The following is a 22,991-nucleotide window of genomic DNA, read 5'->3' on the forward strand; positions in this document are numbered from 1 at the left end:
GGTTCGGCGGGAGACCGTCGCGGCTCTAGACCTGTCTGATTCGTGTCTCTATCCCGTGACTTGCGGGTTCAGTTTAGCCCTCCCGCGGCCGAAAATTCTCGATCAGCCGCAGCAAGACCCGCGCGCCGGCGTCGGCATCGGCGAGCTCGACATGCTCGTCGGGGTGATGGCTGATCCCGCCGCGACAACGGACGAAGATCATGCCGACGTCGGCAATGTCGATCATGGCCATGCCGTCATGCCCGGCCCCGCTCGGCAGCTCGAACACGGAAAAACCCTCCGCCTTGATCGCCTGCGCGATCTGCTCCTTGAGCCAGGGCGCGCAGGGCGCGGTGCGGTTCTCGTGGGTGACGTCGAGCTGAAGCGACAGTTGACGGCGCTTTGCGATGGCTTCGATCTGCCTGACGACATCGGCGACCGCGCGCTTGCGGTGCATGTCGGTCGGCGCCCGCATATCGATGGTGAACGACACCTCGCCTGGAATGACGTTGGTCGCGCCGGGCCTCGCCTGGATGTAGCCGACGGTGCCGACCAGCCCACCCTCGTCGGTGCGGCAAAACTGCTCGATCGCGCCGATGCATTCCGCCGCGCCCGCCAACGCATCGCGCCGAAGCGCCATCGGCACCGTGCCTGCGTGCCCCGCCATGCCGGTCAGCCGCGCGGCAAGCCGTGTCGCGCCCGCAATCGCGGTGACCACTCCGACGGGCAGGTTTTGTGCTTCCAGCACAGGACCTTGCTCGATGTGCAGCTCGAGATAGGCAAGCAGCTCGCGGCGGGCCCGAGCGGCCGCGCCGATATGATCGGGATCGAGCCCGAACTGCACCAGCGCATCGCGCATGGACACGCCATCGCTGTCGCGTGTGTTGAGGACGCTCTCGTCAAAGGTGCCGGCGACCGCGCGGCTGCCGAGCAAGGTCGAGGCAAAGCGCACCCCTTCCTCATCAGCAAAACCGACGATTTCGATCGCGAACGGGAGGCGCTTGCCGCGGCGGTTGAGATCGGCGACGCAGGCGATCGCCGTGATCACGCCCAACGGCCCGTCCCATTTCCCGGCATCGCGTACGGTGTCGTAGTGCGAGCCGAGCATCAGGCAAGGCGCGCCCGGCTGCTCGCCTTCGTAGCGCCCGCAGACATTGCCGATCGCGTCGAGACGCGCACTCATGCCGGCGTCGCGCATCCAGCTCAGGATGAGGTCCGCCGCCTTGCGCAGCTCGCTGGTCAGATAGATGCGGGTGAGCTTGTCGCCTTCTTCCGAGATCGCCGCGAGCTCATTGATCCCTCGCACGATCTCTTCGCCGAGCGAACCATTCTGAACCGCATTACCAACAGCCATCTCGGCGGGCTTTCCATCTCTTGGGACCGCGGCGAGGACGGTCCTGGCGACAATCGATTCAAGTTCGGTGCCAGCGAAATCACGCTGCCGCATCGTTCCAATCAGCGCGTGGTTAGCATGAATGCGGTCGCTGGCAGACCACCCGGCCCTCGTCATGCACATGTCCAAGCCCGTCAAGACTGCTTAACTCCATTGCATACAACTATAAAATATTGCCTATAATTTCATCTGCTGCTTTCCTGATCAGGCTCGAGTTGTCGAAAATCCCTAATTAATTTCAATGTCTTAATCAAAGATTCTCTCTCGGTAACCTCTGGCACGAAGCTTGCGACAATTGATCCCGGGCTCCGCCAGACCGGCGCAGCGCGAGATGAGGCGGTGCATCCGCCAAGGGGAGCAAGCAATGGAATTTGGCAGGATCTCACGACGTCATTTGTTGCAGGGCGGTGCGGCCCTCACCCTCGGTGCGGCGACGGGCATTCGTCCGGCTTTCGCGGCCGAGACCACCATCGGATTCATCTACGTCGGCTCGCGCGACGACTATGGCTACAACCAGGCGCATGCCCAGGGCGCGGCGGCGCTGAAGAAGATTCCCGGCCTCAAGGTCGTGGAAGAAGAGAAGGTGCCGGAGACCGACGCGGTCGAGAAGACGATCGAGTCCATGATCAATCTCGACGGCGCCACCCTGCTCTTCCCGACCTCGTTCGGCTACTACAATCCTCACATGGTCAAGATGGCCAACAAATTCCCGAAGCTGCACTTCGAGCACTGCGGCGGCCTGTGGAGCGACAAGGACCCGAAAAACGCCGGCAGCTATTTCGGCTATATCGATGAAGCCCAGTATATCTCGGGCATCGTCGCCGGCTATAGCTCCAAGAGCGGCAAACTCGGCTTCGTCGCCGCCAAGCCGATCCCGCAAGTGCTGCGCAACATCAACGCCTTCGCGCTCGGCGCGAGGCTTGCCAATCCCAAGGCCACCACGCAGGTCATCTTCACTGGTGACTGGTCGATGCCGGTCAAGGAAGCCGAGGCCACCAACAGCCTGATCGACCAGGGCGTCGACGTCCTCACTTGCCATGTCGACGGTCCGAAGACCATGGTCGAGAACGCCGCGCGCCGGGGCGCCATGGTGTGCGGCTATCACGTCAACCAGTCGCCGCTCGCGCCGAAGGCGTATCTCACGGGAGCCGAGTGGAACTGGGAAGCGCTGTACCCCAAGTTCGTCAAGATGATCGCCGCCGGCGAGAGCATCCCGAACTTCTATCGCGGCGGCCTCAAGGAAGAAATCGTCAAGACCTCGCCCTATGGCGAAGCGGTCTCCGCCGAGGCGCGCAAGCACGCCGACGACGTCAAGGCCAAGTTCTTGGCCGGTGACGGCTACGCCATCTTCAAGGGAGGGCTGGTCGACAACAAGGGCAAGACGGTGATCGCCGCCGGCACCGATCGCGGCCAGAAGGACCCCGAACTCGAGAAGATGGACTATCTCGTGGAGGGCGTGGTCGGGGCGACTTCGTGACGACGGAAGCTGCAGATCTGGTTGAAGCGGTCGGGACAGTTGCCCCGGCCGCCGATCCGGGATTCCTCCAGCGCCACGGCGGAGCGATCGAATACGTCCTGATCCCGGGCGCGGCGCTCGCCGGCGCGCTCGGGGTCTTCGGCATCTTCGTCGCGATGTTCGGCAAGAGCCCGCTCGACCTCTATTTCTACATGTACTACGGCGCGTTCGGCACCTGGTTCTCATGGCAGAACACGCTGACGCGCGCGGCACCGCTGATCCTGACCGCACTCTGCACGGCGCTGCCCGCCCAACTCGGCATGGTCATCATCGGCGGCGAAGGCGCACTCCTGATCGGCGCGCTGTCGGCAACCAGCGCGGCACTGGTGCTTCAGGGCATGCCACCGCTCGTCGTGCAGATCGCCATGGTCATCGCCGGCGTGATCGGCGGCGGCCTGTGGGTCATGCTCTCGGGCGCTCTGCGGCAATATCGCGGCGTCAACGAGACGATCTCGAGCCTATTACTCGTTTACATCGCGCTCGCGGTCCTCAACCATCTCGTCGAAGGCGCAATGCGCGACCCCGCCAGCCTTAACAAGCCGTCGACTCGCGAGATCGGTGCGACCAACATGATCGGATCGATTCCCGGCACCGACGTGCATTGGGGTCTCGTCTTCGGCCTGATCGCCGCGATTGCCGCCTATATCCTGATCTATCACACCGTGTTCGGCTTCGCCGCGCGCGTTGCCGGCGGCAACATCCGCGCTGCGAAGATCGTCGGCCTCAATGTCAGCAAGCTGATCCTGACCGTCTGCTTCCTCGCCGGCAGCGCCGCGGGCCTTGCGGGCATGGTCGAGGTCGCCGCCGTGCAGGGGCGCACCAATGCCAATCTCGCCGCAGGCTACGGCTTCACAGGGATTCTCGTCGCCTTCCTGGCGCGGCAAAATCCGCTCGCCATCATCCCGGTCGCGATCCTGCTCGGTGGTATCAGCGCCAGCGGCGGGCTGTTGCAGCGCCGCCTCGGATTGCCGGATGCATCCGTGCTGGTGCTGCAAGGCATCATCTTCGTCTTCGTGCTGGCCAGCGACGCGCTCTACGGCCGCATCGGGTTTCTGAAAGGAAAGTCCTGAGATGGCAGACGGCTCGATCGGACTCTGGACCGTCCCGCTCGCCGTGCTCGGCGGCGCCATTCGCGTCTCGACCCCGTTCCTGTTCGTGAGCCTGGGCGAATGCATCACCGAGCGCTCCGGCCGCATCAATCTCGGCCTCGAAGGCACGCTGGTGATGGGCGCGATGAGCGCCTACGGCATTTCCTACCTCACGGGATCGCCGTGGCTGGGCGTGCTCGCCGCCGGCATCACCGGTGCGCTTCTGGGCGCGCTGCATGCCGGCATCTGCTCGTTGCCGCGCGTCAACGACGTCGCGGTCGGCATCGCGCTGATGTTGTTCGGCACCGGACTAGCTTTCTACCTCGGCAAACCGTTGATCGAGCCGACGGCACCTCGACTGCCGGCAATCGATTTCGGTTGGTGGAGCGACATTCCGCAGGTGCGCGCGGCCCTACGGGTCAACGTACTCTTCCTGATCGGCGTCGCGCTCGCGCCAATTCTCTACTGGGCCTTCCGGACCACCCGTTGGGGCCTCCTGATCCGCACCGCCGGCGAGAGTTCGGACGCCGCGCGTGCGATGGGCTACTCCGTGCTGCTGATCCGCCTGCGCGCGACAATGGTCGGCGGCTTCCTTGCCGGCATCGGCGGTTCCTTCCTGTCGCTGTTCTATCCCGGAAGCTGGAACGAAGGCCTGTCCTCCGGCCAGGGCATCACGGCGGTGGCGCTCGTGATCTTCGCGCGCTGGGATCCCCTGCTGTGCCTGTGGGCCTCGCTTGCCTTTGGCGGCGCCGCGGCGCTGGGCCCGGCGCTGCAATCGGTCGGCGTCACCTCCGGCTACCACCTCTTCAACGCCGCCCCCTACATCCTGACGCTGGCGATCATGATCATCACCTGCTCGCCGAAACGCACGCTGACCGGAGCCCCGGCCGAATTGTCGATCACCCGCTAGGAAGCGAATCATGCCCGAGCGCACCATCAAGTCCGAGCCCTATGCCTGGCCCTATAACGGCGATCTCCGCCCCGACAACACCGCGCTCATCATCATCGACATGCAGACCGATTTCTGCGGCGTCGGCGGCTATGTCGACAAGATGGGCTACGACCTCTCGCTGACGCGGGCGCCGATCGAACCGATCAAGAGACTGCTGACGGCAATGCGGGGCCAAGGCTTTCACATCATCCATACCCGCGAGGGCCACCGTCCCGATCTCTCGGATTTGCCCGCCAACAAGCGCTGGCGTTCCCGGCAGATCGGCGCCGGCATCGGCGATCCCGGCCCGTGCGGCCGCATCCTGGTGCGCGGCGAGCCCGGCTGGGACATCATCCCGGAGCTCGCGCCGCTGCCCGGCGAACCCATCATCGACAAGCCTGGCAAGGGCTCGTTCTGCGCCACCGACCTGGAGCTGATCCTGCGCGTGCGCGGCATCGAGAACATCGTGCTCACCGGGATCACCACCGACGTTTGCGTTCACACCACCATGCGCGAGGCCAACGACCGCGGCTTCGAATGCGTACTGCTGCACGATTGCTGCGGTGCCACCGACAAGAGCAACCACGAGCACGCGCTGAAGATGATCAAGATGCAGGGCGGCGTGTTCGGTGCGGTCTCGACCTCCGACGCCTTCATCGGAGCGATTTCGTGATCGTCGGCGAAACGCCGCCGCCGTCGGGCGCCTTCGGCGTCGACGCCATCGCCATGACCATGCGTTTCGGCGATTTCCTGGCGCTGGACAATGTCGCGCTGAAGGTGCGGCCGGGTTCGTTCCATGCGCTGCTCGGCGAGAACGGCGCCGGCAAGTCGACCCTGGTCAAATGCATTATGGGCTACTATCACGCCACCGAGGGCGACATCCTCGTCGGGGGCCGCGAGCAGGCGATCGGCAATCCGAAGGACGCCCACGCCCTCGGCCTCGGCATGGTCTACCAGCACTTCACGCTGGTGCCGGCGATGACGGTCGCCGAAAATCTGGTGCTAGCGCGCGACGACGTGCCGGCCGTGGTGAACTGGCCGAAGGAGATGAAGGAGCTTGAGGCCTTTATCGCGCGCATGCCGTTCAAGGTCCCGCTCAGCGCAAAAGTCTCCGACATCTCCGCGGGCGAACGGCAGAAGTGCGAGATCCTCAAGCAGCTCTACCTGAAGCGCCGCTTCCTGATCCTGGACGAGCCGACTTCGGTGCTGACTCCGGCGGAAGCCGACGAGGTGCTCGGCATGCTCCGCGACATGGTCGTCAAGGGCGAGCTGACCACCCTGATGATCACGCACAAGTTCCGCGAGGTCATGGCCTTCGCCGACGACGTCACGATCCTGCGCCGCGGCAAGCTCGCCGGCGCCGGCAAGGTGTCCGAACTGACGCCGGACGCGATGGCGCGCACCATGATCGGCGCCGAGGAGCTGACGGTGCAGCCGCCCCGCACCGGTGAGGCCGGCAAGCCGAGGCTGGAGCTGGCGAAGATGCGCGCGCTCGACGACGCCGGCGCCATCGCCGTGCATGACGTTTCCCTCACGGTCCGTGCCGGCGAGATCGTCGGCATTGCCGGCGTCTCCGGCAACGGCCAGCGTCAGCTCGTCGAGGTGCTGGCGGGGCAGCGCGCAGCCGAGAGTGGCGAGATCCGCGTCGCCGGCGATCCCTATCACGCCAGCCGCGAGGAGATGCGGCGGCACAATATGTCACTCCTGCCGGAGGAGCCGCTGAAAAACGCCTGTGTCGGCGGCATGAGCGTCGCCGACAACATCGCCTTTCGCGAGTTCGACCGCGCGCCTTTCGCTAGCCTCGGCTGGTGGCTCAACCGCGGTGCCTTCCGCGTCGACGCCAGGAAGAAGATCGCCCAGTACAAGATCAAGACCCGCACGCCCGACACGCCGATCTCGGCGCTGTCGGGCGGCAACGTCCAGCGCGCCGTGCTGGCCCGCGAGCTCGGCGGTGACGTCGAGGTGCTGATCGCGGCCAATCCCTGCTTCGGGCTCGATTTCGCGGCGGTGGCGCAAATCCATGCCGAGATCATGGCCGCGCGCAACCGTGGCGCCGCGGTGCTGCTGGTCAGCGAGGATCTCGACGAACTGCTTGAGCTCTCCGATCGCCTGGTGGTGATGTTCCACGGCGAATTCGTGTATGAAGCACGGACCAGCGAAGCCGATCTGACCGTTGTCGGCCGGCATATGGCGGGGCATTGACCAGGGAAGAGCGATGAGCGGCGGGTCCGAGCGCGACGAGCACTTCCTCCGCCTTTCCTTTGCGGTCGCCCGCCGTTCCCTCACCCACGGCAACCATCCCTTCGGTTGCATCGTCGTCGATGCCGAAGGCAAGGTGCTGATCGAGGCCGAGAATGGCTACATGCCGCATCACGACGGCACCGCGCATGCCGAGCGCCTCGCCGCGACGCAGGCCTGCCGCACGCTCGGCCGCGAGGTGTTGGCGAGAGCCACGCTCTATTCCTCTGCCGAGCCCTGCGCGATGTGCGCCGGCGCGATCTACTGGGCCGGCATCGGCCGAGTCGTCTATGGCCTCAGCGAACACCGCCTGCGCGGCATCACCGGCGATCATCCGGAGAACCCTACCCTCGACCTGCCCTGTCGCGAGGTTTTTGCCAGCGGCCAGCGGCCGACACAGGTTACAGGGCCGCTGCTCGAAGACGAGGCCGAAGCGCTGCACGACGGCGTGTGGACGAAGTAGACGGCGCCGAGCGGGCCTTGCCCCGCACTCACCGAAGGGCCGCCTGACGCTACCCAGCCCAGCCCCAAAACGAAGATGACGCCGCGGAGGTTTGACGCGGCGCCATCGTCTTCACCTGAAGCGTGTCAGGTGGCTAGAACTTCACAGTGACACCGGAGTAGAGCGAAGACTCGGTGCAGGAGCCGGTGCTCACCCTCGCGCCACCGGCCAAAGTGGTGCAGGCCACGGCGTTGTTGTGATCGAGGCCGAACTTGTTCTGCCAATAGCGGTAGGCGACCCAGACGTCCACGAAGTGCGAGTACTTCTCACCCCAAATCGCCTTCGAGGCGTCAAGGGTCAGGCGGATCGGCTCGGAGTTGAACTCGACCTTGGTGGGATAGACGCCGTTGGCGACGCTGGCGGGAAGCGGCTCAGTGTCGGTGCCCTTCTTGCCGTACCACGCCGCGCGGCCGCTGATCGAGAAATACTGCATGTTCTGCGGCAGGAAGCCGAGGTCCATATAGTAGTTGGTTTCGATCGCCCAGGTCGGCTTGAACGACGTGTTGCCGTCGGCAATACACGGAGCGGACCAGCCGGCGCCGCACTGCGAGAAGGAGTTGTGGTTGGCGAACTCCCAGTACACCAGCGGCGCGACGTTAAAGTAGCCCTTATACGGAAGATCGAAGGCGAACTGCAGACCGGCGACAACGTCGCGCTTGGCCGCGCCGAAATACCGGTTCTCCGTGTTGGCGTCCATGCCAACCTCGAACGAGATGTTATGCAGCGGGCCCTGGGTGAAGGCCTTGGTGTTGAAGATCTCGTTCCAGCCGAAGGTCGAGCGGAAAAGACCGTAGATTTCTGTCGCACCGGCACAGCTCGTCGGTGTGGCTGCGAAGCCCGCAGCCGGCGAAACGACCACGCCTGTAGCGGTACACGGGCCTGCCGGGTCGTTGTGGTCCGACTTGAACATCGAGATGGTGAAGAAGTTGGTGCCGTAAGTCCAGGCATCGAAGTGGGTGAACGAGTAGACCTGCTTCGTCGTCTTGGCGTTGATCACGCCGTTGGTGTTGGTGAACGCACCGGGCTGCGAGGCATTGAAGATGTAGGAGAAGGTGACGCGGTCGTCGATCACCAGGAAGAACGGAAGGTCGGCCGCCTTCTTGGCAGCCTTGACCGGCAGATCCGCTGCCTGAGCCAAGCCAGTTGTAGCAACCGTAGCAAGTGACAGCGCGCCTGCTGCAATTGCCTTGAAACGAAACGACATCCGAATACCCCCAAGTTTGGACACGTAAAAATGAACGTCCCTTGGGTGCGACACTTGCGCCGATCTCCTGGAGTGAGAAGCCTCAACTTGTTTCAAGGCATGCCGCTTGTTTGCACAGGGCGCTGCGTTTCACCGGCGGATTTGGAAGGCCAAGCCTCACCGCCACACGGTCAGGCGAGAGCGGCCGTTGCCGGACATTCCCGTTTGATTTCGCTCGCCTTTTCATGTCGCGCGGACGCGGCAGACAAGATGGGCCGGAGCTACAGTCGCGGTGTTCGCAAATGCATACGCGTGATGGCGCGTCTCTGCTTAACTTCACGCCAAGCCTGCATAGCGGGTTCCGATTTGGCTTGAGCCGTCACAAATTTGCAACACGCGTCGCACGCAAGTCGGGACTGCAACGGCTGCTCGGCAGGCATTTGAGGACGATCGCCGCTCGGCGAGAGCCGCGCCTCGCCGACACCACCTGCCTGCCAAAGCGTTGAGCAAGGGATGACGCTTTTTCACACCTTACGCATCGGTTCAAACTAGCCCAGTATTGAGGCACTTCACCCCATGCAAGCGCATCAGCGAATGTTGGATCCCACGGCTAACAGCCTGCATTCCGGCGAGTCCCCGCTCCTCAGGACGGCCGGGCTCACCAAGCGCTATGGCGATTTCCTCGCCAACGATGCCATCGACATCGATATCTGGCCAACGGAAATCCACGCGCTGCTCGGGGAGAACGGCGCCGGCAAGTCGACGCTGGTCAAGGCGATCTACGGGCTGATCCAGCCCAGCGCCGGCCAGATTTTCTGGCAGGGCCAGCCGATCCTGCTGTCCGGTCCCTCGGAAGCGCGCGGCCGCGGCATCGGCATGGTGTTCCAGCATTTCTCGTTGTTCGACAATCTCACCGTCGCCGAGAACGTCGCGCTCGGCCTCGACGGGAAAGAATCCTTCAAGGACATGTCGGCGCGGCTTGAGCAGGTGTCGAAGACTTATGGATTGCCGCTCGATCCCAAACGCGAGGTCTGGCAATTGTCGGTCGGCGAACGCCAGCGCATCGAGATCGTTCGCGCGCTCATGCAGGATCCACAATTCCTGATCCTTGACGAGCCCACCGCGGTGCTGACGCCACAGGAAGCCGACCAGCTCTTCATCGTGCTGGAGCGGCTCAAGGCCGAAGGTCGCGCCATCCTCTATATCAGCCACAAGCTCGAAGAGGTGAAGCGCCTGTGCGACACGGCAACGATCCTGCGCGGCGGCAGGAAGGTGGAGACCTGCAATCCGAGGCTTGAGACCGCCGCTTCGCTCGCGCGCATGATGGTCGGCGGCGAGATCAAGGAGGTGAAGGCGGCCGCCGGCCGGCAGACCACCGTGCCGCGTCTCGTCGTCAACGATCTCTCGCTCGCCCCCGGGGAGGCGCATGGCGTACGGCTCGAGCACATCTCGTTCGAGCTGAAAGGCGGCGAGATCCTCGGCATCGCCGGGGTCGCCGGCAACGGCCAGGACGAACTGTTCGCCGCGCTGTCCGGCGAACGCCTGTCGAAGGATCCCGGCACGATCGTGATCGAAGGCCTTGCTGCCGGTCATCTCTCGATCACGCAGCGCCGCAAGCTCGGCGCCGCCTTCGTTCCCGAGGAGCGGCTCGGCCACGGCACTGCGCCGCGCATGAAGCTTTCGGAGAACGCGCTGCTCACCGGGCACGCCGCCAGCGGCATGGTCCATCACGGCTTCATTGATACTGCGGCCACCCTGAAGACGGTCGACCGCGCAACCGAGACGTTCGACGTCCGCAAGGCCAAGCGGGATCCGGAGGCAGCATCCCTCTCGGGCGGCAATTTGCAGAAATTCATCGTGGGACGCGAGATCCTGCGCAATCCCGCGGTGCTGGTGGTGAGCCAGCCGACCTGGGGCGTCGACGCCGGCGCTGCCGCCGTCATCCGCCAAGCGCTGCTTGATCTCGCAACCGCAGGCGCCGCCGTGCTCGTGACCAGCCAGGATCTCGACGAGCTCGCGGAAATCGCCGACCGCATCGCCGTGATGTTCCATGGCCATCTGTCTGCACCGCTTGCCACCAGCGAGGCGACGCGCGAAAAACTCGGCCTGTTGATGGGCGGTAGCACGCTGGAGCCGAAGGAGGCCGCGCATGCAGTTGGTGCTTGAGAAGCGCGCCGAGCGCTCCAACACGATCGCGCTGATCTCTCCGCTGATCGCGATCGGCCTCACGATCGCGACCATGGTCATTCTGTTCGCGATCCTCGGCAAGAATCCGCTGCTCGCCCTGCACGCCTATTTCATCGCGCCTTTGACCGACAGCTATTCGCTCCAGGAAATCGCGGTGAAGGCGACACCACTGGTGATGATCGCGATCGGGCTGTCGCTCTGTTATCTCGCCAATGCCTGGAACATCGGCGCCGAAGGGCAGTTCCTGATCGGCGCGGTCGCCGGAAGCTGGATTGCGGTGAAGACGCAGGGCACCGACGCCGGAGTCTGGGTGCTGCCGGTCATGCTCGTGCTCGCCGCCGCCGCAGGCGCGCTCTACGCGCTGATCCCGGCAATCTGCAAGGTGAAGTTCGGCGCCAGCGAGATCCTGACCAGCCTGATGCTGGTGTATGTGGCCGATCTCTTCCTCGACTATCTCGTGCGCGGCCCCTGGCGCGATCCGCACGGTTTCAACTTCCCGACCACCGCCGAGTTCGATCCCGTCGCAACGGTGCCGTTGCTGATCGAGGGCGGCCGGCTGCATCTCGGCTCGATCATCGCCCTTCTCGTCATCGCTGGCGCGGCAATCCTGCTCGGGCGAACCATCAAGGGATTCGAGATTCGCGTGGTCGGTGCGGCGCCTCGCGCCGCGCGGTTCGGCGGCTTCAATTCCAACCAGTTGATCATCCTAACCTTCGCCGTCTCGGGCGCGCTGGCGGGCCTCGCCGGCATCATCGAGGTCGCGGGTCCGGTCGGGCATCTCCAGCCCGGCATCTCGCCGGGTTACGGTTTTACGGCAATCATCGTCGCCTTTCTCGGCCGGTTGAATCCCCTTGGAATATTAATTGCAGGCCTTTTTCTCGCGTTGACCTTTATCGGCGGCGAGCAGGCGCAGATCGCGATGAAGATCCCGTTGGACGTCACCAAGGTTTTTCAAGGCATCCTGCTGTTCTACGTGCTCGCCTGCGATTCCCTCATTCTCTATCGCTTCAAGCTGGTCTTCCCGAACCGACAGGTGGCGCGTGGAACTCATTGAAGCCATCATTCTCGCAGTGCTCGCCGCTTCGACGCCGCTCCTGATCGCGGCGACCGGCGAGCTCGTGACCGAGCGCTCCGGTGTGCTCAATCTCGGCGTCGAGGGCATGATGATCGTCGGTGCCGCATGTGGCTTTGCAGGTGCGTGGCTGACCGGCTCGATCTTCATCGGCGCACTGTTCGGCATCATCGCCGGCACGCTGATGTCACTGGTCTTCGCACTGATGGCGCTCGGGCTTGCGGTCAACCAGGTTGCGACAGGGCTGGCGCTGACCATCCTGGGCGTCGGGCTCTCCGGCCTGATCGGCGCCGGTTTCGTCGGCGAGCGCATCACGCCGGCAACGCATCTTTACATTCCCGGCCTCACGGACATCCCACTGATCGGCCGCGTGCTGTTCGGCGAGGACGCCTTCGTCTATTTTTCGCTAGCGCTGGTCGCCGGCGTCTGGTGGTTCCTGTACCGCACGCGGCCAGGATTGATCCTGCGCGCCTGCGGCGACAACCACGTGTCTGCGCATGCACTTGGCTACCCCGTGCTGCGGATCCGGACCTTCGCCGTGATGTTCGGCGGCGCCTGCGCCGGGCTAGCCGGCGCATATCTGCCGCTCGCCTATACGCCGTTCTTCATTCCGGGCATGACCGCAGGTCGCGGCTGGATCGCGCTGGCGCTGGTGGTGTTCTCGTCCTGGCGGCCGGGCCGCCTCGTGGTCGGCGCATATCTGTTCGGCGCGGTGACGATCCTGCAGCTGCACGCGCAGGGCTGGGGCGTCGGCATTCCCTCGCAGTTGATGTCAGCGCTGCCTTACCTTGCGACTGTCGTCGTCCTGGTCCTGCTCTCCCGCGCGCGCACGGGTGGATCGACCGCACCGGCTGCGCTTGGCACCGTGTTCGTGCCTGACCGCTGAGTTTCATTTCCACACCGTGCGCGATGGGGCGCGCACGTTGCGGATCGTGGCTTTCCCCTGATGTTTGGAGATTGATGATGAGGAAATCACTTCTCGCGCTGGCTGCCGGGCTCTTGCTTGCCGGGAGCGTCGGTGCAGCCTCCGCCGCCGACAAGCTGAAAGTCGGATTTATCTACCTCGGCCCGGTCGGTGACCTCGGCTGGACCTATCAGCATGAGCTGGCACGCCAAGCGCTGGTGAAGGAGCTCGGCGACAAGATCGAGACCACTTTTCTCGAAAACGTGCCTGAAGGCCCCGATGCCGAGCGCTCGATCGAGCAGCTCGTCCGCGCCGGCAACAAGCTGATTTTCACCACCTCGTTCGGCTACATGGATCCGACGCTGAAGGTCGCGAAGAAATATCCGAACGTGCATTTCGAGCATGCGACCGGATACAAGCGTAACCCGAACATGTCGACCTATTCGGCCAAATGGTACCAGGGCCGCTACATCCAGGGCTTGATCGCGGCCAAGATGTCGAAGTCCGGCGTGCTCGGCTATATCGGCTCTTTCCCAATTCCCGAGGTCGTCTCCGGCATCAACGCGACGATCCTCGCCGCGCAGACCATCAACCCCAACATCAAGGTCAAGATTATCTGGGCCAATACCTGGTTCGACCCGGGCAAGGAGGCCGACGCCGCCAAGGCGCTGATCGACCAGGGCGCCGACGTCATCATGCAGCACACGGATTCGCCGGCGGCAATGCAGATCGCCAGCGAACGCGGCAAGCTCGCCTTCGGCCAGGATTCCGAGATGATCAAGTTTGGGCCGAAGACCCAGCTGACCTCGATCCTCGATACCTGGGGTCCCTACTATATCGCCCGGGTCAAGGCCGAGCTCGACGGAACCTGGAAATCCGAGGACAGCTGGGGCGGCCTCGACAGCCACATGTTCGCGATGGCGCCCTACACCAATATGCCTGACGACGTGAAGAAGATCGCTCAGGATGCCCAGGCCGCGATCGCCACGGGCAAGCTGCATCCGTTCAAGTGCCCGGTCCTTGGGCAGGACGGCAAGCCGGTCGAGTGCAAGGGCGGCGCCAATCTCGACGACGGCCAGATCCTCGGCATGAATTTCTATGTCAAGGGCATCGACGACAAGCTACCGGGCAAGTAGCACGCTTCTTGCATTGTCTAAATCACCTGCTCCTCCCGGAACAGGTTCGGAGGGGGTGGCCAGAAGCACCCGGCACTTGTGGTCGCCCCCTCTTTCTATTTTGGCTGATTATCCCGCCTGCATCGCCCGCGCCGCGGAACTGTGGCGGCTGATCAGATCGGCGAGATCCAGACCTGGGATCGCTCCGTCGATCACGGCCCATTTCCCCGCCACCATGACCCGATCGGCCCGGTGGGCCCCGCACAGGACGACCGCGGCAAGCGGATCGCCGTGACCGGAGAAGCGCAGCTCGTCGAGCCTGAACAGCGCGAGATCGGCCGCCTTGCCGACGGCGATCTCGCCGAGTTCCGGCCGACCGACGCAGGCTGCCGAGCCCTTGGTGGCCCAGCGCAGCGCATCCTTGTGACTGACCTTCGTCACCCCGTAGCGTGCCCGCTGCAGCAGGAACGCAGCCCGCACCTCCTGCATCAGGTTCGATCCGTCGTTCGAGGCCGAGCCATCGACGCCGATGCCGATGCCGACGCCGGCCTCCTCCATTTCGCACACCGGACAGCAGCCCGACGCCAGGAGCTGATTGCTGCAAGCGCAATGGCTGATCGTCGTCTTCGCCTTGCCGAGCCGCTTCATCTCGTCCGCATTGAAGAAGATGCCGTGGGCGAGCCACGTCCGCGCATTGAGCCAGCCGCATTGTTCGAGATAGTCGAGCGGACGGCAGCCATACGTCTCCTGGCAGAATTTGGTCTCGTCCTCGGTCTCGGCGAGATGAGTGTGCAGGCGTACGTCGAGCTTCTTGGCCAGATCGGCGGTGGCGCGCATCAGGGACGTCGTCACCGAGAACGGCGAACACGGCGCGAGCGCGATCTGCACCATCGCATCTGCACCGCGCTGGTGGTGCCTGGCGACCGCGCGCGCGCTGTCCGCGAGGATGGTGTCCTCATCCTGCACGACGCTATCGGGCGGCAGACCGCCGTCGCGCTGCGACAGGTTCATCGAGCCGCGCGTGAGCAGCACGCGCACGCCGAGCCGCCTAGCCACCGCCACCTCGATATCGACGGCGTCTTCGAGCCCGGCCGGAAATACGTAGTGATGATCCGTCGTGGTGGTGCAGCCCGAGAGCAGCAGTTCGGACATCGCCACCGTGACGCCGAGCTCGAGAGCTTCAGGCGTCAGCTTCGCCCACACCGGATAGAGCGCCTGGAGCCAGGGAAACAACTCGCGGTCCATCGCCGCCGGCAACGCCCGCGTCAGCGTCTGATAGAAATGATGATGGGTGTTGATGAGGCCCGGCAGCACGACGTGGTCGCCAGCGTCGAACACCGCAACATCCGCCGTTGCGGGCGCAGCGCCGGCCGGCACCAGCTCGACGATCCGGCCGCCTTTCACCACGATCCCGCGCTCGGCGCCATCGGCGAGGATAGCCAGGGGATCCCTGATCCAGATCGGCTTTGCGTCGCTCATGAACCTGCTCTCCTCACATCCGCTGACGACAGGCCTGCGAGGCAGGGGCCGGTCTGGTCGCGCTTTTGCTGCGACTTGTTGTTGCGACTTGGCGCTCGTCTTGCAAGACTTTCTCCTGGTTCGATTCACTCGTTGGAAGCGTTGGCGTCGCCATGGACTTGAATACCATCACAGCGGTCGCCCATCCGCAAACGCGCGCGCAGCTGCCCGTTTGGACGCCAGGCGATGCTTGGCTCGCGGGCGGCACCTGGCTGTTCTCGGAGCCGCAAGTTCACCTCACTCGGCTCATCGATCTCACCGACCTCAAATGGCCGGCGCTGACGGTCACCGAGAGCCATTTCAGCATCGCGGCCACCTGCACCGTTGCGCAGCTCGATGGATTCGCCTGCCCATCCGATTGGTTCGCGGCGCCGCTGATCAACCAGTGCTGCCGCGCCTTCCTTGCTTCCTTCAAGATCTGGAAGACGGCAACCGTCGGCGGCAATCTCTGCATGTCGCTGCCGGCGGGACCGATGATCTCGCTCACCGCCGCGCTGGAGGGCATCTGCACCATCTGGAAGGCCGGCGGAGGCGAACAGGTGATGCCCGTCGTCGACTTCGTCACCGGTAACCAGCGTAACCTTCTGGCGCCGGGGGACCTGCTCCGGCAGATCGATATTCCGATCGCCGCGCTGAAGCGTCGTACGGCCTTTCGCCAGATCTCGCTGGCGCCGGTCGGCCGCTCGGCGGCGCTGGTGATCGGCAGTCTGGATGCCGATGGCAGGCTGACGCTCACGGTCACCGCATCGACGGTGCGGCCGATCCGGTTGTCCTTTCCCGGGGCCCCCGACGCGAAAGCGCTTCGCGACGCCACCGCGCAGCAGATCACGGACGATCTGTACCACACCGACATCCACGGCAAGCCGCTCTGGCGCAAGCACATGACACTGCGGCTTGCCGAAGAGATCCGCGACGAACTCCTCGGAGCACCGTCGCCATGAGCTTCGAGGTCAACGGCAAGCCGTTTTCGCAGGAGCCACGCGCCGGCCAGTGCCTGCGCACGTTCCTGCGCGAGCTCGGCCATTTCGGCGTGAAGAAGGGCTGCGACGCCGGCGATTGCGGCGCCTGCACCGTGCTGCTGGACGGCGAGCCCGTGCATAGCTGCCTGATCCCGGCGTTCCGCGCCGAAGGCCATGCCGTCACCACGATCGAAGGTCTGGGCGGAGACGGCGGCACGCACGCGATGCAGCAGGCTTTCCTCGATGCGCAGGGCTTTCAATGCGGCTTCTGCACCGCCGGCATGATCCTCACCTGCGCCTCGTTGAATCAGGCGCAGCGCACCGATCTCGGCGTGGCGCTGAAGGGCAATATCTGCCGCTGCACCGGGTATCGTTCGATCGAGGATGCGTTGCTCGGCAAGACCAATATCGAAGAGAGCGTCGGGGCCGGCGCCGCGTTCGGCCGCAGCCTGCCGGCGCCGGCCGGCCCCGATGTCGTGCGCGGCAAGGCGCGCTACACGTTCGACACGCAGATTGATGGCCTGCTGCATATCAAGCTGCTCCGTTCACCGCACGCCCACGCGAGGATCATCGCGATCGACACGTCGGAAGCGCTGAGCGTTCTCGGCGTGCACGCGGTGCTGACGCATGAGGATGCGCCCACGATCCTGATGTCGACCGCGCGGCATGAGAAGGACTGGATGGATCCCGCGGACACCCGTGTCCTCGACGACATCGTCCGCTTCATCGGCCAGAAGGTCGCCGCCGTCGTGGCAGACAGCGAAGCCGCCGCCGAGGACGCATGCCGCCAGCTGAAGGTCAGTTACGAGATTTTGCCCGCGCTGGTCGATCCGGAGCAGGCGATGGCGCCCGGCGCGCCCGTCATTCATCCCGACCGCACCACCGCGAACCGCGTTGCCGACGCCCAGCGCAACCTCGCCGCGGAAACGCATGGCGAATTCGGCGACGTGGCGGCTGCGCTCGCGACATCCGCCGTCACCTTCGAGGGCACCTTCCATAGCCACCGTGTGCAGCATGCTGCTTTGGAAACCCACGGCGGCATCGCCTGGCTCGATGCTTCCGGCGTGCTCAATGTCCGCACCTCGACGCAGGTGCCGTTCCTGACCAGGCGCGCGCTGTCTGACATCTTCGAACTTGCCATGGACAAGGTCCGCGTGTTCTGCGAGCGCGTCGGCGGCGGCTTCGGCGGCAAGCAGGAGATGTTCGTCGAGGACGTTCTGGCGCTCGCCGCGCTCAAGACCGGACGGCCGGTGAAGCTGGAGCTCACCCGCGAGGAGCAGTTCGTCGCGACCTCGACGCGGCATCCGATGCGGGTCCACGTCAAGGCCGGTGCAGACGCGGACGGCAAGCTCACCGCGCTCCAGCTCGACGTGCTCTCCAACACCGGCGCCTACGGCAATCACGCCGGCCCCGTGATGTTCCACTCGCTGGCCGAGTCCATCGCCGTCTACAATTGCCCGAACAAGCGGGTCGACGGCTACGCGGTCTACACCAATACGGTGCCGGCAGGCGCGTTTCGCGGTTACGGCTTGCCGCAAACACTGATCGCGGTCGAGGCCGCGATCGACGAACTGGCCAAGCAGCTCGGCATCAGCCCTTACGAGATGCGCCGGCGCAACGTCGTCAAGCCCGGTGATCCCATGGTGTCGCCGCCGCCGTCGGAGTTTCACGACGTGCTCTACGGCTCCTACGGGCTCGACCAGTGCCTCGACCTCGTCGAGCGCGCGATGCAGGCTGATGGTCCGCAGCCGGACCTGTCGCCGGAGTGGCTGATCGGCGACGGCGTCGCGCTGACCATGATCGACACGGTGCCCCCGGCGGGCCATCTGGCGGATGCAATGGTCACGCTCAACGACGACGCCAGCTTCGACCTCATTGTCGGCACCGCCGAATTCGGCAACGGCACCAGCACCGTGCACCGGCAGATCGCGGCGACTACGCTTGCGACCACCGTCGACCGGATCCGCCTGCGCCAGTCCGACACCGCCCATGGCGGCCACGACACCGGCGCCTATGGCAGCGCCGGCATGTTCGTCGCCGGCAAGGCGACGCATGCCGCGGCCATGCAGCTTGCGACCGAGCTGAAGGCGGCCGCCGCCGGCGCATGGCTCTGCGACGTCGGCAGTTGCACGCTCGAGAGCGAGGCCGTCGTCAGTGGCGTGCGGCGGATGTCCTTTGTGGAACTGGCAAAGCTCGCGCGCGAACGCGGACAACCGTTCGCAGGCGCCGGCAATTCCGGCGGCACGCCGCGTTCGGTCGGCTTCAACGTGCAGGGCTTTCGCGTCGCCGTGAACAAGGGCACCGGCGAGCTCCGGATTCTCAGGAGCGTGCATGCGGCGGACGCCGGCGTCGTCGCCAATCCCATGCAGTGCCGCGGTCAGGTCGAAGGCGGTGTCGCGCAGGCGCTCGGTGCCGCGCTCTACGAGGAGATGGTGATCGATGCGGACGGCCGCGTCACCAATCCCAAATTCCGCGACTATCACCTTCCCTCCTTCGCCGATGTGCCCCGCACCGAGGTCTTCTTCGCCGACACATCCGACACGATCGGACCGTTGGGGGCGAAGTCGATGAGCGAGAGTCCGTACAATCCGGTCGCCGCCGCGCTCGGTAACGCGATCGCGGACGCCACCGGCATCCGCTTCACGGCGCCGCCCTTCAAGCCGGACCGGCTGTTTCCGGCGCTGCACGATAAGTTTGGGTAGGCATATTTCGGGGAATTGATCGATGAGTAGCGAAGTCCATCCAGTCGACGAGGTCCTGCCGGTTCCGCGCCTGATCGCGCTCGGGCTCCAGCATGTGCTGGTGATGTATGCCGGCGCTGTCGCGGTGCCCCTGATCATCGGGCGCGCGCTGAAGCTGCCGCCGGAGGATGTCGCTTTCCTGATCAGCGCGGACCTGTTCGCCTGCGGACTTGCGACGCTGGTGCAATGCCTCGGTTTTTCCGGCGTCGGCATCCGACTGCCCGTGATGATGGGCGTAACCTTCGCATCCGTCGGTCCGATGCTATCGATGGCGAGCGCGCCGGATATCGGATTGCTCGGCATCTACGGGTCGGTGATCGCCGCCGGCCTGTTCGGCATCCTCGCCGCGCCGTTCGTCAGCCGGCTGCTGCCGCTGTTCCCGCCCGTCGTCACCGGCAGCATCATTCTCGTCATTGGCATTTCCTTGATGCGGGTCGGCATCAACTGGGCCGGCGGCGGCCTGCCGACGCTGACCAGAATGGTCGACGGCGTCGCGGGCAGCTTTCCCAATCCGGCCTACGGACAGTTGCAGGGGCTTGGCATCTCGCTGTTCGTGCTGCTCTTCATTCTCGGCCTGATCAAATGGGGCACCGGCTTCCTCGCCAACGTCTCCGTGCTGCTTGGCATCATCGCCGGCGCCGTGCTCGCGAGCATTCTGGGCGTGATGCATTTCGACAAGGTCGCTGCGGCCTCCTGGGGCGCCGTCGTGATCCCGTTCCGCTTCGGCATGCCGCAATTCCATCTGGTGCCTGTTGTCACCATGTGCGTCGTCATGGTTGTCGTGATGATCGAATCGCTCGGCATGTTCCTCGCGCTCGGCGACATCACCGGCAAGACGGTCGACCGCGAAGCCCTCAGCCGAGGCCTGCGCGCCGACGGCGTCGGCACGCTGCTCGGCGGCATCTTCAACACCTTCCCGTACACGTCGTTCTCGCAGAATGTCGGCCTCGTCTCGGTCACCGGCGTGCGTTCGCGATGGGTGACGGTCACGGGCGGCTGCATCATGCTCGTGCTCGGTTTGTTGCCGAAGCTCGCCGCGCTGGTCGAGGCCGTGCCGCTAGTCGTTCTCGGCGGCGCCGGCCTCGTGATGTTCGGCATGGTCGCCGCGACAGGCGCACGCATCCTGACCTCGGTCGACTTCCGCAACAATCGCTACAATCTCTTCATCGTCGCGATCTCGATCGGCTTCGGCCTGATCCCGCTCGCCGCACCCGGCTTCTTCAGGAATTTACCGCACGATCTCCAGCCGCTGTTGGAGTCCGGCATTCTGCTCTGTGCGATCGTCTCCGTGCTGCTCAATGCCTTCTTCAACGGATTGAGCGGCGGTGCAGCGGCGGAAGCGGATGCAGCAGCGGTCGCCTCATCCGCGCAACATGTTTAACTACCGCGATAGGTCGAATAGCTCCACGGCGTGACCAGCAGCGGCACGTGGTAGTGGCTTTCCGGCTCGCTGATCGCAAAGCGCAGCGGGATCTCGTCGAGGAACGGCGGGTCGGAGAGCTGCACGTTGCGCTCGGCGTAATATTTGGCGACGCTAAACCGAAGCTCGTAGCGGCCGATCGGCAGCGGGCGGCCGCCGATCAACGGCTGGTCGGTGCGGCCGTCCGCGTTGGTCACCGCGCGCGCAATCACGCGGCTCTCGCCGAGGTTCGCGAGCTCGACCAGCTCGACCGCAATGCCCGGTGCGGGCTTCCCGGCGTGGTTGTCCAGCACATGGGTCGAGAGCCGGCCGTGCACTTTCAGCTTGTCGTCAGCACTGACGAGCTGGTCCAGCCGCAGCGCAGCGATGCGGGAGATTTCCTCGAGCGCGCGGCGTGTCTCGGTCTTGGCAATGTTCTGCAGTCGCGACTCGAAGTCACGCAGAATGGAATCCTTGGTGTGCCGGCGCGCGCAGACGATATAGGGGATACCAAATTTTTCGCGATACGCATTGTTCGCCCGCTCGAAGGCCGCATATTCGGTGTCCGACAGACGGTCTAGACCAGCGCTGCTCTGCTCGGCAGTCGAGTCCGGCGTGAGTCCCGCTGCGCGCTGGGTCTTGCTCGCGAGGTCGGGATGCGCGCGTATCAACGCCAGCTGCACCTCGGGCTCAGCGCTGGCGACCGCCGCCTTGATCGCGTCGAGCAGTGAATTGATGCCGGCAAACGGACGGCGCGCCGCGGCTTCTTGGGCAATCCAAGGCGAGTACTCGACGACGTTTTCAAGTACGGCCACGAAATCATCGAAGCTCGCGGCATTGAGATCAGACAAGGCGATCTGTGACATTGCTTCCCTATCCGATCTCGAAAGCATCGTCGGCAAGGCCCGCATGCTTGTCGTGCCAATGCTGGGCAATCTGCAGCCGCGTCGGCACCCAGACGCGCTCGTGCTTGCCGATGTAGTCGAGGAAACGGATCAGCCCCGCCGCGCGACCGGGGCGGCCGGCGAGACGACAGTGCAGGCCGACCGACATCATCTTCGGCGCGCTCTCGCCTTCGGCATAGAGCACGTCGAAGGCATCCTTCAGATAGGTGAAGAACTGCTCGCCTTCGGCAAAGCCTTGCGGATTGATGAAGCGCATGTCGTTGGCGTCGAGCGTATAGGGAATGACGAGCTGCTTGCCGTTAGCGCCCTTGACCCAATATGGCAGATCGTCGGCATAGGAATCGCTGAGATAGAGGAAGCCGCCTTCCTCCATCAACAGACGGTTGGTGTTGATCGAGGAGCGTCCGGTATACCAGCCGAGCGGTCGCGAGTCGGTCGCCGCGGTGTGGACGCGGATCGCTTCCGCGATCTCCGCGCGCTCCTGCGCCTCGGTCATGTCCTTGTGCTCGATCCACTTCAGACTGTGGCTGGCGATGTCCCAGCCCGCCTCCTTCATGGCGGCAACGATTTCCGGATTGCGCTTCAGCGCTGTGGCGACACCGAACACGGTGGTCGGCCACTTCCGTTCGCTGAATACCCGCCACAGCCGCCAGAAGCCGGCGCGCGAGCCATATTCGAACATCGATTCGATATTGGCATGGCGCTGGCCGGGCCAAGGCTGTGCGCCGAGCACGTCGGACAGGAACGCTTCCGAGGCAGGGTCACCATGCAGGATGTTGTTTTCGCTGCCCTCCTCGAAATTGACGACGAACTGCACCGCGACCCGCGCGTTGCCGGGCCATTGCGGGTGCGGCGGGTTGCGGCCGTAACCGCGGAGATCGCGCGGGTAGCGGGTCCCAGTCACTCAGACTTCCTCGAAGCGGATCGGCAGCGCGCCCTTCCACAGCACGCTCTTGCCGAGCGTCGCCAGATTCTCCAGGCCGGATGTCAGCGTGATGAAATGGTTGCCGGCGAGCTGGCCCATCTTGCTCGCGAAGTGCACGCCGCCATAGGCCATCAGGATCTCGGTCTCGCTGATGCCGCCAGGATAGAGGATGATCTGGCCGGGCGCGGGATAGCTGGTGTGGTTCTCGTAGCCGACGCCGAAATCGAGGTCGCCGAGCGGCATCCACACGCCCTCGCCGCTCCAGCGCACGTGGATGATGTGGCTTTCGAACGGCAGCGCCTTGCGGAACGCGGCGACAGTCTTGGGCGCCGCTTGCTCCTCGAAACGGGCATCGAAGGTGAAGTCGCCGGCGCGGATAACGAGTTTGGTCATCTCATCTCTCTGGATCGGGGGCGGTGGCCCCCACGGGGAATTT

General features: G+C 64.7%; 19 protein-coding genes. 13 read left to right on the forward strand and 6 right to left on the reverse strand.

The window, feature by feature from the left end; genetic code table 11:
- Positions 1–73: 73 nt before the first annotated feature.
- The gene (locus BRA1417_RS0132295) at positions 74–1,333 is read right to left on the reverse strand and encodes an allantoate amidohydrolase (protein WP_027519320.1); all 1,260 of its coding nucleotides are present in this window, start codon (positions 1,331–1,333) and stop codon (positions 74–76) included.
- 403 nt (positions 1,334–1,736) lie between these two features.
- On the opposite strand from BRA1417_RS0132295, the gene BRA1417_RS0132300 reads away from it, so the two are divergent.
- Genes BRA1417_RS0132300 through BRA1417_RS0132325 form a run of 6 tightly spaced genes read left to right on the forward strand, consistent with a single transcriptional unit; the run spans position 1,737 to position 7,608 of the window.
- Complete coding sequence (locus tag BRA1417_RS0132300; RefSeq protein WP_027519321.1) at positions 1,737–2,849, forward strand: BMP family ABC transporter substrate-binding protein; 1,113 nt, start codon at positions 1,737–1,739, stop codon at positions 2,847–2,849.
- Entirely contained in the window at positions 2,846–3,958 is a 1,113-nt protein-coding gene (locus BRA1417_RS0132305; RefSeq protein ID WP_027519322.1) for an ABC transporter permease, read from the forward strand. Before BRA1417_RS0132300 ends, BRA1417_RS0132305 begins: the two co-directional genes overlap by 4 nt.
- Before the next feature lies 1 nt (position 3,959).
- Positions 3,960–4,886 (forward strand): ABC transporter permease, encoded by a 927-nt coding sequence (locus tag BRA1417_RS0132310; protein ID WP_027519323.1) that lies wholly within the window; start codon positions 3,960–3,962, stop codon positions 4,884–4,886.
- 10 nt (positions 4,887–4,896) lie between these two features.
- Positions 4,897–5,580, forward strand: coding sequence for a cysteine hydrolase family protein (locus tag BRA1417_RS0132315; protein ID WP_027519324.1), 684 nt, complete (start codon positions 4,897–4,899; stop codon positions 5,578–5,580).
- Entirely contained in the window at positions 5,577–7,109 is a 1,533-nt protein-coding gene (locus tag BRA1417_RS0132320) for an ABC transporter ATP-binding protein (protein ID WP_027519325.1), read from the forward strand. Before BRA1417_RS0132315 ends, BRA1417_RS0132320 begins: the two co-directional genes overlap by 4 nt.
- Positions 7,110–7,122: 13 nt before the next feature.
- A complete protein-coding gene (locus tag BRA1417_RS0132325; RefSeq protein ID WP_027519326.1) occupies positions 7,123–7,608 on the forward strand; it encodes a nucleoside deaminase in 486 nt (161 codons plus the stop codon).
- 133 nt (positions 7,609–7,741) lie between these two features.
- On the opposite strand, the gene BRA1417_RS0132330 is transcribed toward BRA1417_RS0132325, so the two are convergent.
- Positions 7,742–8,851 (reverse strand): hypothetical protein, encoded by a 1,110-nt coding sequence (locus BRA1417_RS0132330; protein ID WP_027519327.1) that lies wholly within the window; start codon positions 8,849–8,851, stop codon positions 7,742–7,744.
- Positions 8,852–9,424: 573 nt separating this feature from the next.
- On the opposite strand from BRA1417_RS0132330, the gene BRA1417_RS0132335 reads away from it, so the two are divergent.
- From BRA1417_RS0132335 to BRA1417_RS0132350, 4 genes are all read left to right on the forward strand, one after another.
- A complete protein-coding gene (locus BRA1417_RS0132335) occupies positions 9,425–10,996 on the forward strand; it encodes an ABC transporter ATP-binding protein (protein WP_027519328.1) in 1,572 nt (523 codons plus the stop codon).
- Entirely contained in the window at positions 10,980–12,071 is a 1,092-nt protein-coding gene (locus BRA1417_RS0132340) for an ABC transporter permease (protein WP_027519329.1), read from the forward strand. The genes BRA1417_RS0132335 and BRA1417_RS0132340 overlap by 17 nt, the downstream gene beginning before the upstream one ends.
- Entirely contained in the window at positions 12,058–12,975 is a 918-nt protein-coding gene (locus BRA1417_RS0132345; protein WP_027519330.1) for an ABC transporter permease, read from the forward strand. Before BRA1417_RS0132340 ends, BRA1417_RS0132345 begins: the two co-directional genes overlap by 14 nt.
- 77 nt (positions 12,976–13,052) lie before the next feature.
- Complete coding sequence (locus tag BRA1417_RS0132350; RefSeq protein ID WP_027519331.1) at positions 13,053–14,129, forward strand: BMP family ABC transporter substrate-binding protein; 1,077 nt, start codon at positions 13,053–13,055, stop codon at positions 14,127–14,129.
- 108 nt (positions 14,130–14,237) lie between these two features.
- Here BRA1417_RS0132350 and BRA1417_RS0132355 read toward each other — a convergent pair whose 3' ends face one another.
- Positions 14,238–15,587 carry an 8-oxoguanine deaminase gene (locus BRA1417_RS0132355; RefSeq protein ID WP_027519332.1) on the reverse strand — a complete coding sequence of 450 codons (1,350 nt, stop codon included), beginning with the start codon at positions 15,585–15,587 and terminating at the stop codon, positions 14,238–14,240.
- A gap of 152 nt (positions 15,588–15,739) precedes the next feature.
- Between BRA1417_RS0132355 and BRA1417_RS0132360 the strand changes: the two genes are divergently transcribed.
- Genes BRA1417_RS0132360 through BRA1417_RS0132370 form a run of 3 tightly spaced genes read left to right on the forward strand, consistent with a single transcriptional unit; the run spans position 15,740 to position 20,707 of the window.
- Positions 15,740–16,567, forward strand: coding sequence for an FAD binding domain-containing protein (locus tag BRA1417_RS0132360; RefSeq protein ID WP_027519333.1), 828 nt, complete (start codon positions 15,740–15,742; stop codon positions 16,565–16,567).
- Entirely contained in the window at positions 16,564–19,287 is a 2,724-nt protein-coding gene (locus tag BRA1417_RS0132365; protein WP_027519334.1) for a molybdopterin-dependent oxidoreductase, read from the forward strand. The genes BRA1417_RS0132360 and BRA1417_RS0132365 overlap by 4 nt, the downstream gene beginning before the upstream one ends.
- A 22-nt stretch (positions 19,288–19,309) precedes the next feature.
- Positions 19,310–20,707, forward strand: coding sequence for a nucleobase:cation symporter-2 family protein (locus tag BRA1417_RS0132370; RefSeq protein ID WP_027519335.1), 1,398 nt, complete (start codon positions 19,310–19,312; stop codon positions 20,705–20,707).
- On the opposite strand, the gene uraD is transcribed toward BRA1417_RS0132370, so the two are convergent.
- The 3 genes from uraD to BRA1417_RS0132385 are packed head-to-tail and all read right to left on the reverse strand — an operon-like array spanning position 20,704 to position 22,948.
- Positions 20,704–21,591 (reverse strand): 2-oxo-4-hydroxy-4-carboxy-5-ureidoimidazoline decarboxylase, encoded by an 888-nt coding sequence (uraD, locus tag BRA1417_RS0132375; RefSeq protein ID WP_027519336.1) that lies wholly within the window; start codon positions 21,589–21,591, stop codon positions 20,704–20,706. The two genes, BRA1417_RS0132370 and uraD, sit on opposite strands and share 4 nt — an antisense overlap.
- Positions 21,592–21,598: 7 nt before the next feature.
- Positions 21,599–22,534: an allantoinase PuuE gene (gene puuE, locus BRA1417_RS0132380; RefSeq protein WP_027519337.1), complete on the reverse strand. Its 936-nt coding sequence runs from the start codon at positions 22,532–22,534 to the stop codon at positions 21,599–21,601.
- Positions 22,535–22,948 (reverse strand): DUF3830 family protein, encoded by a 414-nt coding sequence (locus BRA1417_RS0132385; RefSeq protein ID WP_007601448.1) that lies wholly within the window; start codon positions 22,946–22,948, stop codon positions 22,535–22,537. It abuts the gene before it with no gap.
- Between the last annotated feature and the right edge of the window lie 43 nt (positions 22,949–22,991).

Origin of the sequence: Bradyrhizobium sp. WSM1417 (assembly GCF_000515415.1) — a bacterium.
Lineage (GTDB): Bacteria > Pseudomonadota > Alphaproteobacteria > Rhizobiales > Xanthobacteraceae > Bradyrhizobium.

Coding starts and splice junctions, on each gene's coding strand:
- uraD (WP_027519336.1), bottom strand. CDS start 21,591: ATGTCACAGATCGCCTTGTCTGATCTCAATGCCGCGAGCTTCGATGAT.
- BRA1417_RS0132325 (WP_027519326.1), top strand. CDS start 7,123: ATGAGCGGCGGGTCCGAGCGCGACGAGCACTTCCTCCGCCTTTCCTTT.
- BRA1417_RS0132360 (WP_027519333.1), top strand. CDS start 15,740: ATGGACTTGAATACCATCACAGCGGTCGCCCATCCGCAAACGCGCGCG.
- BRA1417_RS0132340 (WP_027519329.1), top strand. CDS start 10,980: ATGCAGTTGGTGCTTGAGAAGCGCGCCGAGCGCTCCAACACGATCGCG.
- BRA1417_RS0132335 (WP_027519328.1), top strand. CDS start 9,425: ATGTTGGATCCCACGGCTAACAGCCTGCATTCCGGCGAGTCCCCGCTC.
- BRA1417_RS0132300 (WP_027519321.1), top strand. CDS start 1,737: ATGGAATTTGGCAGGATCTCACGACGTCATTTGTTGCAGGGCGGTGCG.
- BRA1417_RS0132315 (WP_027519324.1), top strand. CDS start 4,897: ATGCCCGAGCGCACCATCAAGTCCGAGCCCTATGCCTGGCCCTATAAC.
- BRA1417_RS0132355 (WP_027519332.1), bottom strand. CDS start 15,587: ATGAGCGACGCAAAGCCGATCTGGATCAGGGATCCCCTGGCTATCCTC.
- BRA1417_RS0132370 (WP_027519335.1), top strand. CDS start 19,310: ATGAGTAGCGAAGTCCATCCAGTCGACGAGGTCCTGCCGGTTCCGCGC.
- BRA1417_RS0132365 (WP_027519334.1), top strand. CDS start 16,564: ATGAGCTTCGAGGTCAACGGCAAGCCGTTTTCGCAGGAGCCACGCGCC.
- BRA1417_RS0132310 (WP_027519323.1), top strand. CDS start 3,960: ATGGCAGACGGCTCGATCGGACTCTGGACCGTCCCGCTCGCCGTGCTC.
- BRA1417_RS0132330 (WP_027519327.1), bottom strand. CDS start 8,851: ATGTCGTTTCGTTTCAAGGCAATTGCAGCAGGCGCGCTGTCACTTGCT.
- BRA1417_RS0132295 (WP_027519320.1), bottom strand. CDS start 1,333: ATGGCTGTTGGTAATGCGGTTCAGAATGGTTCGCTCGGCGAAGAGATC.
- BRA1417_RS0132385 (WP_007601448.1), bottom strand. CDS start 22,948: ATGACCAAACTCGTTATCCGCGCCGGCGACTTCACCTTCGATGCCCGT.
- BRA1417_RS0132350 (WP_027519331.1), top strand. CDS start 13,053: ATGAGGAAATCACTTCTCGCGCTGGCTGCCGGGCTCTTGCTTGCCGGG.